Source organism: uncultured Cetobacterium sp. (assembly GCF_947039425.1).
Classification (GTDB): domain Bacteria; phylum Fusobacteriota; class Fusobacteriia; order Fusobacteriales; family Fusobacteriaceae; genus Cetobacterium_A.
The window spans coordinates 1-17,089 of record NZ_CAMQYW010000015.1 but is presented as its reverse complement, the minus strand read 5'-3'; the positions used below and the strand labels follow the sequence as shown (position 1 = coordinate 17,089).

14 protein-coding genes are annotated in these 17,089 nt (G+C 29.3%); 4 read left to right on the top strand and 10 right to left on the bottom strand.

Annotated elements, in window-relative coordinates; translation table 11 throughout:
- Positions 1–315 precede the first annotated feature (315 nt).
- Together Q0V09_RS02370 and Q0V09_RS02365 are read left to right on the top strand one after the other, a co-directional pair.
- Entirely contained in the window at positions 316–516 is a 201-nt protein-coding gene (locus Q0V09_RS02370; RefSeq protein WP_297406461.1) for a cold-shock protein, read from the top strand.
- Positions 517–639: 123 nt separating this feature from the next.
- Positions 640–1,560 carry a YbhN family protein gene (locus Q0V09_RS02365; RefSeq protein ID WP_297406460.1) on the top strand — a complete coding sequence of 307 codons (921 nt, stop codon included), beginning with the start codon at positions 640–642 and terminating at the stop codon, positions 1,558–1,560.
- Between the two features lie 28 nt (positions 1,561–1,588).
- Here Q0V09_RS02365 and potE read toward each other — a convergent pair whose 3' ends face one another.
- Entirely contained in the window at positions 1,589–2,902 is a 1,314-nt protein-coding gene (potE, locus tag Q0V09_RS02360; RefSeq protein ID WP_297406458.1) for a putrescine-ornithine antiporter, read from the bottom strand.
- 29 nt (positions 2,903–2,931) lie between these two features.
- On the bottom strand, positions 2,932–5,091 hold the full coding sequence (locus Q0V09_RS02355; protein ID WP_297486993.1) for an ornithine decarboxylase: 2,160 nt from the start codon (positions 5,089–5,091) through the stop codon (positions 2,932–2,934).
- A gap of 504 nt (positions 5,092–5,595) precedes the next feature.
- Here Q0V09_RS02355 and Q0V09_RS02350 point away from each other — a divergent pair.
- Positions 5,596–7,101, top strand: coding sequence for an ABC transporter substrate-binding protein (locus Q0V09_RS02350; RefSeq protein ID WP_297486991.1), 1,506 nt, complete (start codon positions 5,596–5,598; stop codon positions 7,099–7,101).
- 42 nt (positions 7,102–7,143) lie between these two features.
- On the opposite strand, the gene buk is transcribed toward Q0V09_RS02350, so the two are convergent.
- The 8 genes from buk to Q0V09_RS02310 are packed head-to-tail and all read right to left on the bottom strand — an operon-like array spanning position 7,144 to position 13,505.
- A complete protein-coding gene (gene buk, locus Q0V09_RS02345) occupies positions 7,144–8,211 on the bottom strand; it encodes a butyrate kinase (RefSeq protein WP_297486989.1) in 1,068 nt (355 codons plus the stop codon).
- A gap of 22 nt (positions 8,212–8,233) precedes the next feature.
- Positions 8,234–8,911: a hypothetical protein gene (locus Q0V09_RS02340; RefSeq protein ID WP_297405853.1), complete on the bottom strand. Its 678-nt coding sequence runs from the start codon at positions 8,909–8,911 to the stop codon at positions 8,234–8,236.
- The gene (locus Q0V09_RS02335) at positions 8,901–9,473 is read right to left on the bottom strand and encodes a 2-oxoacid:acceptor oxidoreductase family protein (RefSeq protein WP_297405852.1); all 573 of its coding nucleotides are present in this window, start codon (positions 9,471–9,473) and stop codon (positions 8,901–8,903) included. The genes Q0V09_RS02340 and Q0V09_RS02335 overlap by 11 nt, the downstream gene beginning before the upstream one ends.
- Complete coding sequence (locus Q0V09_RS02330; RefSeq protein ID WP_297405851.1) at positions 9,460–10,215, bottom strand: thiamine pyrophosphate-dependent enzyme; 756 nt, start codon at positions 10,213–10,215, stop codon at positions 9,460–9,462. The genes Q0V09_RS02335 and Q0V09_RS02330 overlap by 14 nt, the downstream gene beginning before the upstream one ends.
- Positions 10,215–11,282: a 3-methyl-2-oxobutanoate dehydrogenase subunit VorB gene (locus tag Q0V09_RS02325; RefSeq protein ID WP_297405850.1), complete on the bottom strand. Its 1,068-nt coding sequence runs from the start codon at positions 11,280–11,282 to the stop codon at positions 10,215–10,217. Before Q0V09_RS02325 ends, Q0V09_RS02330 begins: the two co-directional genes overlap by 1 nt.
- 1 nt (position 11,283) lies before the next feature.
- Positions 11,284–11,508: a 4Fe-4S binding protein gene (locus Q0V09_RS02320; RefSeq protein WP_297405849.1), complete on the bottom strand. Its 225-nt coding sequence runs from the start codon at positions 11,506–11,508 to the stop codon at positions 11,284–11,286.
- Positions 11,509–11,521: 13 nt separating this feature from the next.
- Positions 11,522–12,415 carry a phosphate acyltransferase gene (locus tag Q0V09_RS02315; RefSeq protein ID WP_297486986.1) on the bottom strand — a complete coding sequence of 298 codons (894 nt, stop codon included), beginning with the start codon at positions 12,413–12,415 and terminating at the stop codon, positions 11,522–11,524.
- 7 nt (positions 12,416–12,422) lie between these two features.
- Entirely contained in the window at positions 12,423–13,505 is a 1,083-nt protein-coding gene (locus Q0V09_RS02310; RefSeq protein WP_297405847.1) for a Glu/Leu/Phe/Val dehydrogenase dimerization domain-containing protein, read from the bottom strand.
- Positions 13,506–13,726: 221 nt separating this feature from the next.
- Here Q0V09_RS02310 and Q0V09_RS02305 point away from each other — a divergent pair, with 221 nt between their 5' ends.
- Positions 13,727–15,559 carry an NAD(P)-binding protein gene (locus tag Q0V09_RS02305; protein WP_297405846.1) on the top strand — a complete coding sequence of 611 codons (1,833 nt, stop codon included), beginning with the start codon at positions 13,727–13,729 and terminating at the stop codon, positions 15,557–15,559.
- Positions 15,560–17,089: the final 1,530 nt, after the last annotated feature.

Genomic DNA, 17,089 nt, shown 5'->3' with positions numbered 1-17,089 from the left:
CAGTGGTAGATTTATTATTTGATAATGCTGAAAAAGCAAATGAAATTATATCAAACTTTAAACCAACAATGACAAAAGAAGAATATTTAACATTTATGCAATCTAACGATAAAGTGATAAAAGGATTATAAAATATAAAAAATCTTTACTTTTAATACAATTTGTTGTATAATAGAAGAGGAAATAGTTTTAAATTTTAAATTTTAAGTAGTAACATTAGGTAAATTAACGATCAGTGTATCTTTAGTACCTTCTTATTTAAAAACAATTAAAATTTGTGGACTTTTTACAAATTAAATTTAATGGAGGTATCTAATGAAAGGTACAGTAAAATGGTTTAACGAAGAGAAAGGATTTGGATTTATAACTGCTGAGGACGGGAAAGATGTATTCGCTCACTTCTCTCAAATCCAAAAAGAAGGATTCAAAAAGTTAACTGAAGGAGAAGAAGTAACTTTCGATATCGTTCAAGGTGACAAAGGACCTCAAGCTTCTAACATCGTAACAGTTAGATAATTTATTAGCCAAAGCTTAACGCTTTGGCTTTTTTTTATTTTAAACAATTTTTATAAAGGATATCTACTTTTTTATTGAATAAAAAAGTAGATATTTTATTTCACATATAATCGAGGTTAAATTATGAAAACAAATTCAAATCCTTATATAAAAAAATTTATTTCTATTATAAAAATTCTCATACAAATAATAATTTTTATAACAGCAATATTTTTTATACATAAAGAAATACAAAAATATACTTTATCTGAATTAAAACATTCTTTTGATAATCTTTCATATATGTCTATTTTGCTCATATTCTTTGCTGTTATAATAGATTATCTAATTCTTTCATCTTTTGATATTTTAGCTTTTAAAAATGAAAACTTTAAATTTTCAAAAATAAAAACAGTTTTTGTTTCATTTATAAGCTTTGCATTTTCAAATTCTATTGGATTGTCAGGATTAACTGCTTCTGGAATAAGAGTAAATTTATATTCTTATTGGAAAATACCTTACAAACTTATATTAAAAGTTGTACTCTTTTGTTACTTAACTTTTTGGATTGGTATGCTATGGATGGGTGGAATTTTTTTAACTTTTTTCTCTATTCCTTTAAATCACCTAAAAATTAAACTTCCTATTACCAATACACATTTTATCGGAATTATATTTTTAATTTCTGCAACTATTTTTTCTATATATATATTTATACATCATAAAAATAATCTCAAGCTTTTTATTTTTAGAATAATTCTTGCCTTGAGCGATTGGATTGCAATTAGTTTAGTTTTTTATTTTGCTCTTCCTACAAATAATTCATTGTCATTTTTTTATTTTTTCACAATTTTTATAACAGCACAGTTTATTGGAATTATTAGTAATGTTCCTGGAGGTATTGGAATTTTTGATCTTGTAGCCTTATCTTTATTGAGCAAGTTTTATTCTACAAATATCATTTTAGGATCTTTACTAATATATAGACTTTGTTATTTCTTTATTCCACTACTTTTTGCCCTTATTTTATTCATTATATATTTAATAAAAAAACAGATCAGATAATCCTGATCTGTTTTCATTTATTTACTTACTAATCAACTTTTTTTAAATCATATTTATATGAAATACATCCATATAATGTCCATCCTGCAAAAGTTACAATTGACCCATACATCATTGCTTCAAATCCAGCAGTATACAATGCGTACAAACTATATATTGAAGCTATTAATGCAATTAAATTAGTTACTGAAGCTTTTGATGAAATTACACCACTATCTTTTTGTAATACTTTAACTGAGGCCATAGATAATAAATATGGAATTACATTTGTTACTACAGCTAAATTTACTAAAACGTAAAATTGTTTTGATAAAGTTGGACTCATTGTCATTAGTGTTAATAAACTTTGAATTACTGTTATTATTAACATTCCAATTAATGGAACTCCATTCTTTGTTAATTTTCCAAATACTTTAGGGAAAAATCCTTCATTTGCTGACCCTTTAAACACTTGAGCAATTGTAAACTGCCATCCAAGTAAAGATCCAAAACATGACATAATCATTAATGCCATAACTATTTTTCCAATTGTTGGATTAAACATTCTTGAAAATGCTAGTCCAAATGGAGCATTTGAATTTAACAAATCAATATTAGGTACAATCCCTGCCATAACGTTTGTTGAAACTATATAGATTATTGCTGCTCCTATAGTTCCTCCTAAACATGCTATTGGTACATTTCTCTTAGGATTATCAACTGCATCCATATTAGCTGATGCTGATTCTAAACCTAAAAATGCCCATAATGTTATTGAAATAGATTGACTAATTCCATTAAATAATGATAAATGGTTTGGATTCCATGAACTTGTATAAAGCTCTCCACTAAACCAGTGCCATCCAAATACACTTATTCCAAGTACTGGTATAATTACACCCCATACTGTTACAGAACTTAATTTTCCAGTTATACTTGCTCCACCAAAATTTAAAACTGTAGCTAACCATAAAGTTCCTATTGTCCATAAAACAACTGCAAAAGGTGTTAATTCAACACCCAATAAAACTGTTGCATATCCAACTGCTGATATTGCAATAGCTCCATTGGCAATTAATAACGATACTCCATATGTATAGTTTGCCATAAAGTTTCCAGACTTACCAAAAGAATATTCAGAATATCCTCCCATTCCTCCCTCTTTTTTACTAAACATACCACATTGAGCAAATGAATAAGCTAATGCCATTGCTCCAAGTACTGTTATTACCCATGAGAGAATTGACATTGTTCCAACTTGTGCTAACTTTGTTGGTAACATTATAATACCTGATCCCATCATGTTTATTGCCGTTATAATTGTTAATTGTAGGACACTCATCTTACTTTTATTTTGTTCCATATTTAAAACCCCTCTGCTCTTTTTTAGACTTAGTTATTTTCAGTTAAAACATAACCATATGCTCTAACCTTATCTTCTTCTTTCTCTAAATAGACTCCTTGAATTTCTGGAGAGAATCCTGGGAAATTGTTAATTCCTTCTTGTAATGTTAAGAAATATTTTTGTGCAACATCATTCCATTTTTCTCCTGGAACTACACAAAATACACCTGGTGGATATGGTAATGCCCCTTCTAATGCTATTCTACCTACTATATCAGTTAATGGTACTAATTCTGCATTATTTTTAATTAACTCTATATTAGCTTCATATGGAGTCATTGCAACTTCTGGTAAATAAGCTGATCTAAATAATTTTTTCTGATAAGTTTTTGCTTCATTTTCTTTATAGAAATTATGCATCTCTTGACATAATCTTCTTATTGTATATCCCTCATAACGTTTTTCATTATTTTTGTAAATTCTTGGAAGTACATCTTTTAACATTGCGTCTTCTTTTACTAATTTTTCAAATCTAATAAATTGAGCAACTAACTCTTTCATTTTTGTTGTAGTTTCTGCTGGTGTCATTAAGAATAATATTGAGTTTAAATCGTTTTTCTCAGGAATAATTCCATTTTCTCTTAAATAATTAGCAAGTATTGTTGCTGGAATTCCAAAGTCTTCATATTCTCCAGTTGCAACATCAATTCCTGGTGTTGTTAACATAAATTTATTAGGGTCAACAAAGTATTGATTTTCTCCATATCCTTCAAATGAATGCCATTTTTCTCCTGGATGGAATTTAAAGAATTCAATATTATTTGCAATCTCTTCTGTTGGATACTCTTCCCATTTTTTTCCATCTACAAATGGTGGAACAAATGGTCTAAGTAAAGTACAATTGTTTAAAACATCCTTTCTTGCTTCTACTCCAACTTTAATACAATCAGCCCATAATCTTCTTCCTGCTTCTCCATCTTGCATTCTAGCATTTACATCTAAAGCTGCAAATAATGGATAGAATGGACTTGTTGAAGCATATAACATATAAGCATTATTGAAACGTTTATGATCAATATAACGTTTTTGTCCTTTTAAATGACTATCTTTTTTATGTATTTGTGATGTTTGTGAGAATCCAGCTTGTTGTTTGTGAATTGATTGTGTTACTAATATTCCTGGGTCTTTTTCAGTTAACTCTAATAATAAAGGTGAACAATCTTTCATCATAGGAATAAATTGCTCATATCCTACCCATGCAGAGTCAAATAAAATATAATCACAAAGATGTCCTATTTTATCAACAACTTGTCTTGCATTATATATTGTTCCATCATATGTACCAAGTTGAATTACCGCTAATCTAAATGGTCTTTCTTGTTTAGCTTTCTCAGGATCAACTTTTGCTGCTTGTTCTCTTAAATAAGTTTCATCAAAACAATGTGCATCTATTCCACCAATAAATCCAAAAGGATTACGTGCTGTTTCTAAGTAAACAGCTTTTCCTGCTGCTGAAACTAAAGCTGAATTATATACTGATTTATGGTTATTTCTATCAAATAAAACTAAATCTCCTGGTGCTACTGCTGATTTTATAGCCACTGAATTTGAAGTACTTGTACCGTTCATTACAAAATATGTTTTATCTGCATTATAAACTTTAGCAGCATGAACTTCTGCATCCATAGCTGGTCCTTCATGAATTAATAGATCTCCCAATTCAACGTCTGCATTACATATATCAGCTCTAAATATATTCTCTCCAAAATACTCATATAAATATCTTCCTGCTGGATGTTTACGGAAATATTGTCCTCCTTGGTGACCTGGACAATCAAATTGTAAATTTCCTCTTAATGCATATTCATCTAAAACTTTAAAAAATGGAGGTAAAATTTTATCCTCATAATTTTTAGCCGCTGTTTCAATTTCATGATTATGTCTTGTTTTATCAAATTCATTAATATCAATTATATGATTAATTTTTTTTGCTAATTCTCCATTTAATTTATTAGTTTCTTTTGATATAACAAATACAGGAACACCAAACTTAGTTTCATTTACAGTTTCTATTAGTTTAATATCATTTTCTCCTAATATTACTGCAGCAACGTCTGTGTAGTCTGTATTTTCTGCTAAAACTAATTCTCTAGTTGAAGATATATACTGCATAGTTTCTTTTGTACATGCAATTTTTAAAGATTTCATCTTTATTTCCTCCTATAAATTTAATTATTTTTCCTTCAATTAAAAATATAACATACTTAACTTTCTATTCCAAGCTAAAAAAATTAACTTTCTTTAATTTTTACAATATCAATAATTCTTTTACCTTAAGAATCAATAACATTTATAAAAAAAAATCAGAATTTTAACAGTATGTAAAATTCTAATTTTAACATAAAAGTATATTAAAAGAACATTATATCTCTATATACTAATCCTATTTACTTATTTATTTCATAAATGAATTTTTGATCTTATCATTTATATTTTGTCTCATATTTTTTTATTTTCTGAACTATTTACATTTTTTATTTTCTGTATAAGAACATTTTTATTCTAAAAAACATACTTAAATTAAAATACTCATTCATAATAGCACATGATTTTACTTTAGTATATTTTTTTATTATTTTTGTCTATTGATTTATAAAAATAAAAGTAGTATATAATATTAACATTCTTTTATTTTATTCAAAGGGAGGGAATATGAAAAAACTTTTACTAATTGTATTAGGAAGCTTTTTATTCATTAGTTGCGGAGGTGAAAAACAAAAACAAGCAAAAGATACTCTTCAATTTGCTCAAGGATCAGAACTTAGAACCTTAGATCCACATTCTGCTACAGATGTCTATTCCAGAAGAGTTTTAGCAAATGTCTTTGATCGACTTGTTGAAAAAAATGAAAACCTTGAAATTATTCCAGGTCTTGCTGAAAGCTGGACTAATGAAAGTGATACTAGAACCGTATTCAAATTAAGAAAAAATATAAAATTTCAAAATGGTACTCCTTTAACATCAAAAGATGTTAAATATAGTTTAGAAACAGCAATAAAATCTCCTTCTGTTGGTACACTTTATGAATTAATTGAAAAAGTAGAAACTCCAGATGACTATACTGCTATTATCGTTACTAAAAAACCTTTTGGAGCTCTTTTCCATCATCTTAGTCATATTACAGCATCTATTATGAATAAAGAATATAATACTACTAATTCTGATTATGCTCAAAAACCAATGGGAACTGGTCCTTATAAAATGCAAGAGTGGAAAACTGGAGATAGAGTTATTTTAACTAGGTTTAATGATTACTTTAGAGGTCCTGCTAAAATAAAAAATATCCACGTTAGAAATGTTCCTGAAGAAAATAGTAGAGTTATTGGTTTACAAACAGGAGAAATTCAAGTTTCTATGGATATAACTTCTATTGCTAGAAAATCTGTATTAGAAGACAAAAAATTAAAACTTTACGAAACAAGTGGATTAGGTGTTTCTTATATTGGATTAAATACAGGAAATGGTCAATTAAAAAATAAAAATATAAGACACGCAGTTATTCACGCAATTGATAGAGATTCTATCATTGAATCAATTATGTTTAATTCTGTAGAAAAAGCTCATAGTTTACTTGGACCTGGAGTTTTTGGACACTCTAAAGAAGCAAGGTCATTGGATTATAATCCTAATAAGTCAAAAGAGTTACTAAAGAAAGCTGGTTTTGAAAATGGATTAAATTTAAGATTAATTACAACATCTAGTGAAACAAATACTCAATTGGCAACAGTTATTCAAGCACAGCTTAAAGAAGTTGGAATAAACATGTCTATTGAACAGTTAGAGTGGGGTGCTTTTTTAACTACTACTGGCAGAGGAGATGCTGACATTTATTTTATGGGTTGGTCTAACTCTTCTGGAGATGCTGACTATGGTCTTTCTGCTATGTTACATAGTTCTATGATCGGTATGCCTGGTAATAGAAGTTTCTTCGTTCATAATGAATTTGATTCTCTTTTAGAAAATGGAAAAATTGAATTAGATAACGAAAAGAGAAAAAGTCTTTATGCTAAAGCTCAAGATATAATGAATGATGAAGTACCTATTTTCCCTATCTATTTCCAACTTGCAAATGCAGGTGTAAACATTAATGAAGTTGAAGGATATATTCAATCTCCTATTAATAATCCTAATTTTTATCAGTTAAACTTCAAAAAATAACAAAAGAAGGAAAGGCAGAAGACCTTTCCTTCTTCATTTATATTAATAACTTTTAACACTTTCCTCTTTAGAAAGAACTCTGCATCCTCCATGATATAATGATAACATCTCATTTTCACCTGGAATAACAATTACCTCACATATAAAAGATATTTTTTCCTTTATTTTAGAAATAATATAATCAGAATATGCCATTCCACCAGTTAAAATTATATTATCAATATTCCCAGATAATATAGTGGACAATCCTCCAATCTCTTTAGCTATTTGGTAACACATTGCATCTATTATTTTTTTTGCTTCAATATTGCCAGCTTTTATATCTTCTACAATTTTTTTTACATTATTTGTCCCTAAATAACCAACAATTCCACCTTGACCTTTTATTCTTTTTAATAAAAAATCTTTTGAGTACTCTTCATTATAAAATCCTTTAAAAAAATCACCTATTGGAACTCCTCCTGACCTTTCTGGGGAAAATGGTCCATCTCCATCAAGAGCATTATTAACATCAATAACTTCTCCATTATAATGTAACCCAACTGGAACTCCTCCACCCATATGAGCCACAATTAAAGAAGATTCATTATATTTTTTATTTATTTTTTCACAATGAACCTTTGCTACAGCTTTTTGATTTAAAGCATGAAAAATAGATTTTCTTGGTATCTCTGGAATACCAGATATTTTAGCTATATCTGACATCTCATCCACTACAACAGGATCTACTATATATGCTGGAATATTATATAGTAAAGAGATCTTTTGTGCAAGAATTCCTCCATAATTAGATGCATGTTTTCCATATACTCCACTTTTCAAATCTATTAACATTTCTTCATTCACTGAATATGTTCCACTTTTTAAAGGTTTTAATAACCCTCCTCTTCCTACAACAGCATGAGTTTTATTCATATCCACTAAATTTTTATTTAAACTATTATTAATTAAACTTAATCTATATTCTATTTCATCTTCTTGATTCATCTTTTGTAACTCTTCACTTTCATGATGTAATTCCTCTTTTATCTCTCTTCCATCTTCATAAAAATAGGAAATCTTAGTTGATGTAGATCCAGGATTTATTGTTAAAATATTAAATTTTTCCAATTTTTCACTCCCTTAAATATATTTAACTCATCCATTTTTCTCTTAAGTTAAGATCCAAAGGAAATAATTTTTCTTTTAAAAAAATATCTGTAATCTCTTTTTCTAAACTATCTTCTTTTACATAATCTTTAGGATATGTTACTGCTAAAATGGGTATCTCATATTTTTCTTCTATTTTTTTTACTATTTCATACCCTTTTAATATATCATTTACTGTTGTTTCTTTTAATAAATGGGTATTTGATATTAATCCTGTTATTTTCATCTTTAAAACATCTTGAATATTTTGAATGTATTTTACAACTCCCAATTCATCCTTAGTTTCAAATCTATTACAATTTATAACAATTACTAACTCTATATTTTTATCTTTAAATTTATTCTGTGAATATGACTTTAGTACCTTAGCTCCTACAGAATCACCACCCAAATCTATTATAACCTTTTCATCATTTTGTATATTTATATTTGGTAATGATGGTAAGTCTGCATTTTGACCATCCACAGTTCCTGAAATAAATTTAATCCCATTCTCTTTAAATTTTTCAACAAGTAAATTATTTCTAAAATATGGGTTAACTATATCTAAATCATAAAACTTTTTCTTTTCACAATTAGACTTAAGTGCAATATTTGATGCAATTTCAGATTTTCCACTACCATAATGCCCACATAAAATAATACTTTTTTTATTTAACATTTTGAAGTTCCTTTTTTATAAATTCACTTCCAATCTCCAATGCCTTTTCATTTAATGGCAATAGATTTCTTTTATTTTCACCAAAAACCTTAACAAAAGCATTTAAAACACTCTCTTTATTTACAATTTGATTTATTTCTAAATAAGCTCCTAGCATTATCATATTTGCAACTTTAACATTATCACACTTTTCTAAAGCTAACTCATTAGCAGGTATATAATAACTTCTAATGTCATCTCTTTGGGCTTTTTCATTAACTAAAGATGAATTAACTAAAAGAAGACCATCTTTAACTAATGAACTTTCAAATTTCTTTAATGATGGCAAATTCATAGCAATTACTGATGTTGCATTATTTGTTATTATAGGAGATCCTATTACATCTGTAGATACAAGTACAGAACAGTTTGCTGTTCCTCCCCTCATTTCAGGTCCATATGAAGGAAGCCATGAAACCTCTTTATCTTCAAGCATTCCAGAATATGCCACTAACTTTCCAATTGACATTACACCCTGTCCACCAAATCCTGAAAATATAATTGCTTCATTATTTTTTACCATCATTTGCCTCCTTGTCTTTATATACACCTAAAGGATATAAAGGTATCATATTCTCTTTTAACCATTCTAAAGATACAGCAGGAGTTTTTCCCCAGTTCGTAGGACATGTTGATAAAACTTCAATTAGTGAAAACCCTTTTCCTTGTAACTGCAATTCAAAAGCTTTCTTTATTGCTTTTTTAGCCTTTCTAATATTTGCAGGATCATGAACTGAAACTCTTTCTATATAATGAACTCCATCTAAAGTAGATAACATCTCTGATATTTTTATTGGTGCCCCTTGTAGTATTACATCTCTTCCGTATGGAGATGTTGTTGTTTTTTGACCAATAAGTGTTGTTGGAGCCATTTGTCCACCAGTCATTCCATATATTGCATTATTTACAAATATTGTTGTGAATTTTTCTCCTCTAGCTGCTGCATGAACTATTTCTGCAGCTCCAATAGAAGCTAAATCTCCATCTCCTTGATAAGTAAAAACTACATTTTCTGGTAATACTCTTTTTATTCCAGTTGCTACTGCTGGTGCTCTTCCATGAGCAGCCTCATGCATATCACAATTAAAATATTTATAAGCTAATACTGAACATCCAACTGGAGCTACTCCTACAGTATCTCCTAGGACTCCTAGTTCATCTAAAACCTCTCCAACCAATTTATGTATTATTCCATGCGTACATCCAGGGCAATAATGAGTGTCTACATCTAATATTCCCTTTGTTTTTTTGTAACCTGCCACCATTATTTATTTCCTCCCTTTTCTAAAATTTCTTCAACTTTAAGAGCAATCTCTTCTGGTGTTGGTATCATCCCACCTGTTCTTCCATAAAAATGTACTTTTTTTCTTCCTTCATTTCCAAGTCTTACATCTTCTATCATTTGTCCCTTACTCATTTCTACAACTAATATATCCTTTACATTATCTTTTAACTCTTCTATTGCCTTATAAGGAAATGGCCATACTGTTATCGGTCTAATCATTCCAACTTTCTTTCCTTTTTCTCTTAAACTATTCATTACATTTTTAGTAATTCTTGAAGTTGTTCCATAAGCCACTAGAACAATCTCTGCATCATCTAAATGGTTTTCTTCCCATAGACAATGTTCTTCTTTAATTTTATCGTATTTTTCAAATAATCTATCACAATGTTTTTCTAACTCTTCAGGCTTTAAATAAAGAGAGTTAATAATATTTGGTTTTCTCTTTCCTTTTGTTCCTGTAGTAGCCCAAGGTTTATCTACTTTCTTTTTATTTTCATTTTCTGAAAATCTTACTGGTTCCATCATCTGTCCAGTCATTCCATCTATCAACATCATAACAGGAGTTCTATATTCATCAGCTAAATCAAATCCTTTTTCAATTAAATCAACAGTTTCCTGTACTGTTGCAGGAGCAAATACTGGCATATAATAGTCACCATTTCCTCCTCCTCTTGTAGCTTGAAAATAATCAGCTTGTGAAGGTTGTATTCCTCCTAATCCTGGCCCTCCTCTCATAACATTAACTATTAAACAAGGAAGTTCTGCTCCTACTAAATAAGATATACCCTCTTGTTTTAAAGACATTCCTGGAGATGATGATGAAGTCATGCATCTTGCTCCTGTTCCTGCTGCACCATAAACCATATTTACTGCTGCTACTTCTGATTCTGCTTGAATAAAACATCCACCAACTTTTGGAAGTTCCTTTGACATAAACTCTGGAATCTCATTTTGAGGTGTTATTGGATAACCGAAAAAATACTTGCATCCTGATTTTATTGCTGCGGTTCCTATTGCTTCATTCCCTTTCATTAACAATTTTTCCATTTTACACCACCTCATTTTTTATAACTTCAATAACTAAATCTGGACACATTATTGCACAATTTGTGCACCCTACACATTTATCCATATTAGTTACCATAGATGGTGTATAGCCTTTTAAATTTATTCTACCTTCATCTAATTTTACTATTTTAACAGGGCAGTAAATAGTACAAAGTCCACACCCTTTACATTTTTCTTCATTAAATTTAACTTGAAATTTTGACAACCTTAACCCTCCCTTAAACTAATGTAGCTAAAGCTATTGATAAAAATTTACTCTCTTCATTATCTGCTCTTGATGTAATCACTATTGGAACCTTTGCTCCAACTAATATACCTGCTATTTGACTATTAGATAAATAAGTTAGGGATTTATAAAATATATTTCCCGCTTCTATATTTGGCATTATTAAAATATCTGCATCACCTTTTATTTTTCCCTCTAGTCCTTTTATCTCTGCAGATTTTTTTGAAATAGCATTATCTAGTGCAAGTGGTCCTTCAACTATATAATTTGTATTTTTATAATAATCTGTAATCTCTTTTGCATCTAATGTTGCAATCATTTTTTTAGAAACCTTTTCCTTTGCAGCTATTAGTGCAATTTTTGGATTTTCTATATTTAAAGCTTTTGATACTATTAATGTATTTTCAATTATTTTAATTTTCTCTTTTACACCTGGAGATATATTCATGGCTGCATCACTTAATAAAAATAATCTATCTAGTTTATCTACTTTTACAAGAGCAACATGGGAAAAGAATATCTCTTTTCCCTGTGATAGTTCCTCTTTTTTATTTAAAATAGCCTTTAAAATAATCGAAGTGTCAACTAATCCCTTAATTAAAAAATCACCAGTATCATTTAATATATATTCCACTGCTTTTTCACTAGCTTCTATTTTATCTAAAATATTAACTATTTTAAATTCATCTAAATTTTCTTTTTCATTTAATAAAATAGTTTCTATTTTATTTTTATCTCCAATTAATATTGGTTTTTTTACTATGTTTTCTTTTAAACATTTACAAATACTCTTTAATAGCTCCTCTTCTTGAGCACATACTACCACTGGTATTTTCTTCTCTTTTAAGTTTTTGCACTTTTCTAAAACTAATGAAAAATCATTCATTTTGCACCTACCTAGGAATATAATTAGATCTTACTTGTTTCATTGTTTCAATTCTTTTTTCAGCAAACTTTATTGCTGCAATATTTACTGGAATATCTTCCTCTTTTGCAATTTTAAAAATATCTAATAATCTATCAAAAATTAACTTAACTTCTGCTAAAGCTCTAGCTTCATTATATCCATTTAACTCATGATAAACATTTATTAATCCTCCTGCATTTATTACAAAATCTGGAGTATATAAAATTCCTCTTTTTTTAAGTTCCTCTCCATGTCTCTCTTCTTTTAATACATTATTAGAACTTCCTGCAACTATAGGACAGTTTAATAAAGGTATTGTATCATCATTTAATACTCCTCCCAATGCACATGGTGAAAACACATCTACATTTAATGAGTATATCTCATCTTTATTTACAAACTCCACTTCTGGATGTTCTCTTTTCATTCTTTCTATATAATCAGTATTTATCTCTGTAAAATATACTTTTTTAGCTTTGTCTTTAAGTTCATTATCCCCTAATAAATATTTTATTAAGAAATACCCAGTTTGTCCTGCCCCTTGAACTGCAAATGTTTTTCCTTCTAAACTATCTGAACCAAACTTTTCATATAATGCAGCCCTAACTCCATGTAAAACTCCAAGAGCTGTTACAGGTGATGGATTTCCACTTTTCCCAACAAGACCAACAACATGATCTGTTTCCATAGCTATATACATCATATCCTTTGTTGATGTATTAACATCTTCTGCAGTTATATATCTACCATTTAAACTCTGTACAAATCTTCCTAAAGCTCTAAAGTATCCCTCACTTTTAACTTTTTTAGAGTCTCCAATTAAAACAGTCTTTCCTCCCCCTAAATTCAAACCAGCTGCTGCTGCTTTATATGTCATTCCTCTTGCTAATCTTGTTACATCTATTAATGCATCTTCTTCACTTTCGTAATTCCAAAGTCTTGTTCCCCCTAAAGCAGGTCCTAAAGTTGTGTTATGTATACAAGTAATTCCTTTTAATCCTGTTTCTTTGTCATGAAAATATACCACTTGTTCGTGTGCAAACTTTTCCATAATTTCAAACGCTTTCATTAAAATTCCTCCTGTTTAATACATTTTTTTCCTACCACTACTAATGGTATATAATACATTATCTTCTGATTGTCAAATTTATTTCTCTTTTTTTTAATATTTATGCTTTTGAGTTGTCCATTTTTTGATTACTATGTAATCATTTTTTGACATTTGACCTTTTTTAGAGTATAACATAGATAATTGCTTTATATTGTACTATAAAATTTAAGGAGGATTAAATGAGTAGATTAAATATCGGTGTTATTGATAAATCTCAAATATCTGTTGAAAATCTTTACACAGAACTTGAAAGAAGAATTGCTGCTAGTCCACCAGGACTCTGCCCTGTTGATATTACTTCAGCCTTTCTAAAAATGTGTAGAGCTCAAAGTTGTGGAAAATGCAGCCCTTGTAGAATTGGATTAGAGCAACTTGAAACTCTGTTAGATAGTATTTTAGATGGTGAAGCACAGGAAGATGCATTAAAATTAATTGAAACTACAGCTAAAACTATCTTCTTTTCTGCTGATTGTGCCATTGGTTACGAAGCAGCTAATGCTGTTTTAAATGGTCTTAAAGGATTTAAAGACGATTTTTTAAATCATATAGAGCATGGAAAATGTACTTGTGAAGTTTCTCAAAGTGTTCCATGTATAACTTTATGTCCTGCTGGTGTTGATATTCCAGGATATATAGCTCTTGTTAAAGAGGAAAGATATGACGATGCTATTAAATTAATTAGAAAAGATAACCCATTACCCTCAGTTTGCGCATTAGTTTGTGAAAAACCATGTGAAGCAAGATGTAGAAGAAAAATAATTGATGATGCTATAAATATTAAAGGATTAAAAAGAATGGCTGTTGACAATGCAAGTTATGAGCACAAACATCATATTGCAGAAAAAACAGATAAAAACATTGCAATTATTGGTGGTGGAGCTGGAGGTTTAAGTGCAGCTTATTACCTAAGCCTTATGGGACACTCTGTTACTATTTTTGAACAAAGAAAAAAATTAGGTGGAATGCTTAGATATGGAATTCCAAGCTATAGACTTCCTCGAGAAATTTTAGATAGAGAAATTGATTTTATATTATCAACTGGAATTAAAGCAATTACTAATGTGTCTATAGGTAAAGAATATTCTATTGAGCAACTAGAAAATGATTTTGATGCTCTTTATATCTCAATTGGAGCTCATGCTTATAAATCTTTAGGTATTCCAGGTGAAGATGCAGAAGGTGTTATTCCATCTTTATCTCTTTTAAGAGATATTGGTGATGATAAAATTAGTGATTTTAAAGATAAAGACATTATTGTTATTGGTGGTGGAAATGTAGCTATGGATGCGGCTAGATCATCAATTCGTATGGGTGCTAAATCTGTTAAAGTAGTTTATAGAAGAAGAATAGAAGATATGACTGCTCTAGCTGAAGAGATTCATGGAGCTGTGTCTGAAGGCGTTGAAATTCTCCCTCTTATCTCCCCTCTTAAAATAAATACAAATAATGAAAACCAAGTTATCTCTTTATCATTAAAACCTCAAATTATAGGACCTGTTCAAAATGGTAGACCAAAACCACTTAATTCAGACTCACCTGAAATAGATATTCCTTGTGATAAAGTTATAATTGCTATTGGTCAAGCAATCGAACTAGAAACTTTTAAAAATTATGGTATTCCTACTAATCGTGGAACTATTAATTCTTTAGAGTGGAGTGGTTTCACAAATATTCCTGGATTCTATGCTGGTGGAGACTGTGTTACTGGTCCAGCTACAGTTATTAAAGCCATAGAAGCTGGTAAAGTTGCCGCTGCTAATATTGATAACTATTTAGGATATAATCATTCTATTTTCTGTGATGTTGATATTCCTATTCCTAATTATTATGATAAAGAACCATGTGGTAGAGTTAACTTAAAGGAAAGAAGTGAAAAAGAAAGAGTCGCTGATTTTAATTTAGTTGAACTTTGTATGACAAAAGAAGAAGCTAAACAAGAAGCTGGAAGATGTTTACGTTGCGATCATTTTGGACTAGGTATTCTAAAAGGGGGTAGATCTAATAAATGGTAAATTTAAAAGTTAATAATATAAATGTATCAGTTCCTGATGGAACTACTATTTTAGAAGCTAGTAAAATTGCTGGGTTTTCTATTCCTAAACTTTGTCATTTAAAAGATTTAAATGAAATAGGAGCTTGTAAAATATGTTCTATTGAAGTTGAAGGTATTGATAGACTTGTAACTTCTTGTAATAATATTGTTACAGAAGGAATGAGCATATTTACTAACACTCAAAAAGTTAGAGAAGCTAGAAAAATTAATATCTCTTTAATTTTATCTCAACATAATTTTCAGTGTGCTACTTGTGTTAGAAGTGATAACTGTTTACTTCAAAAAGTTGCAACTGATTCTGGAATATTAGAAATTCCATACAAAAACAAATTTAAAAAAGAAAAATGGAATCAAAACTTCCCTTTAATTAAAGATGCTGAAAAATGTATCAAGTGTATGAGATGTATTCAAGTTTGTGATAAAATTCAGAGTTTAAATGTGTGGAACTTAGTTGGAACTGGTTCTAGAACAACTGTTGGGATAAAAGGAAACTGTTCTATTGAAGACTCTAACTGCTCTCTATGTGGTCAATGTATAGTTAACTGTCCTGTTGGTGCCTTAAGAGAAAGAAATGATGTTGATAAAATTTTTGATGCATTAAATGATCCCAATATAACTACAATTGTACAAATAGCTCCAGCTATTAGAACTTCTTGGGCTGAAAATTATCCAAATGATGAAACTTTAAATATTAATAAGCTTGTATATGCACTTAAAAAAATCGGTTTTAATTATGTTTTTGATACAACTTTTAGTGCTGATTTAACTATTATGGAAGAGGCTAATGAACTTCTTAAAAAATTAAATCATAGAGAAACTGAAAAATTACCTCTTTTTACATCATGTTGTCCTGGATGGATTAGATTTTTAAAATCTGAATTCCCACATATGGTAGATAACTTATCTAGTGCAAAATCTCCACAACAGATGTTTGGATCTCTTGCTAAAACATATTTTGCAGATAAATTAAATTTAGATTCTAAAAAAATATTTTCAATCTCTATTATGCCTTGTCTTGCAAAAAAAGATGAGTGTGAACATGATTTTATTAATGAAGATGAAAAAGCTGTTGATGTTGTTATAACAACTAGAGAACTTAATAGAATTTTAAGATCAGAGCAAATTATTCCAAAAGAACTTAAAGAGGCTGAATTTGATTTTCCAGCTAAAAATACAAGTGGATCAGGAGTTATTTTTGGTAGTAGTGGTGGGGTTACTGAAGCTGCTTTAAGAACTGCATATTTCGCTATTACAGGTAGTAATCCTCCTCCTGATTCCTTTGATATTTTAAGAGGAAATAATCCTTGGAAAGAATTAACTATAGATATTGAAAATATACATTTAAATGCAGCTATTGTTAATGGATTGGGAAATGCTCGTAAATTGTTAGAAAGTTTGGATAAAGGAGTTGTTTCTTACGATTTTGTTGAAGTTATGGCTAGATCGGAAGAGCGTCGTGTAGGGAAAGAGTGTACGTCCTGGTGTAGAT